At 41.9% G+C, this 1,160-nt stretch carries 1 protein-coding gene; it reads right to left on the reverse strand.

The features are described 5' to 3' along the window. Positions 1–1,055, reverse strand: a 1,055-nt coding sequence (locus WBG83_RS22455) for an IS4 family transposase (RefSeq protein ID WP_336747623.1), incomplete at its 3' end; no start/stop codon positions are given. Positions 1,056–1,160 lie beyond the last annotated feature (105 nt).

Raw genomic sequence — 1,160 nt, forward strand, 5'->3', positions numbered from 1 at the left:
ATTTTAAGCCAACGATAAAGCTGAAGAATACTGTGATGTGTAGCGGTGTCCAGTTTCATAAGTACGAGCAGACAAAACGCGATTAATGCGGTCCATACTTGATTCATCACGGCTTGCTCGCTTGTTCCGTAAAACGTTTTGATCCGAATGTGCTGTTTCATCCATTTAAAAAATGTTTCAATTGCCCATCGTTGTCGGTAAATCTGGCTGATTTCTTCGGCATCCAAATCGAAGCGATTCGTTAAAATGGTCACAGGATTTCCTTCGGAATCTACGGTTTGAAGGAGACGCAACACATTTTCCATTCGTTTTTGAGGCGTACCGATATAGACCATCCCATCGGAATGTACCGAGCTTTCTGGTGACAAATGGAAGGATTCGATGGGCCGAATAACAGCATTCTTTTTTGTCCGCGTCACAAAGAAAATACCACGTTCACAGTAATCATCAAACTTAGCATAATCAATGTAACCGCGATCAAACACATAGGTCACGCCGATTTCATCAACTAATGTCTCTAACTGGCTCCGGTCACTCTTTTTGGCCGGTGTCATGGCAACCTTTTCAGGGACCACCGTTTCATCATCAATGTACTCCACCCGAAAATGCAATTTAATGCCTGCTTTTGTCTTTCGAAATTCGGCCCACTTGTATTTCTGTAAGCAAAGTCCGATCGTGGTTGAATCGATGATTTTGAAGTCCTTTCGTACGGTTCCTGGAGCTGCGCTTTGGCGAATACGTAAAACCAATTCCATAAATACTTGTTCCAACAAAACGGGATTGACCTGATTATGCTTCCGACTTAATTGAGCAGCAGAGATGGAGTTCATCTGGAGCTCTTTCTGAAAATCCTTTGAAAGCACATCATCGGCAATTTCGCGCAAGCCATCTCGCTGTTGAATCTGAGCATGTAGGAACAACTTTAGATACGACAGGGTTGTAAGCTTCTTTACGTATTTGTCTTGCTCAGCAGCTTGAACACGTTCTGTGAACGACTTCGCACAAATTGGTGAAATCCATTTACTAAATGAAGAAAATAGGGTATCCTTGTCCATGTGATTAATCCTTTTCGGTGGATTATGGACAGGAACTACCTGCCAATCCATTGTAAAGGATTTTTTTGCGTCTGAATGAGATAAATACAGAAAATTATGAAGATT

Origin of the sequence: Paenibacillus sp. y28, from assembly GCF_037137075.1 — a bacterium.
Classification (GTDB): Bacteria; Bacillota; Bacilli; order Paenibacillales; family NBRC-103111; genus JBBBNV01.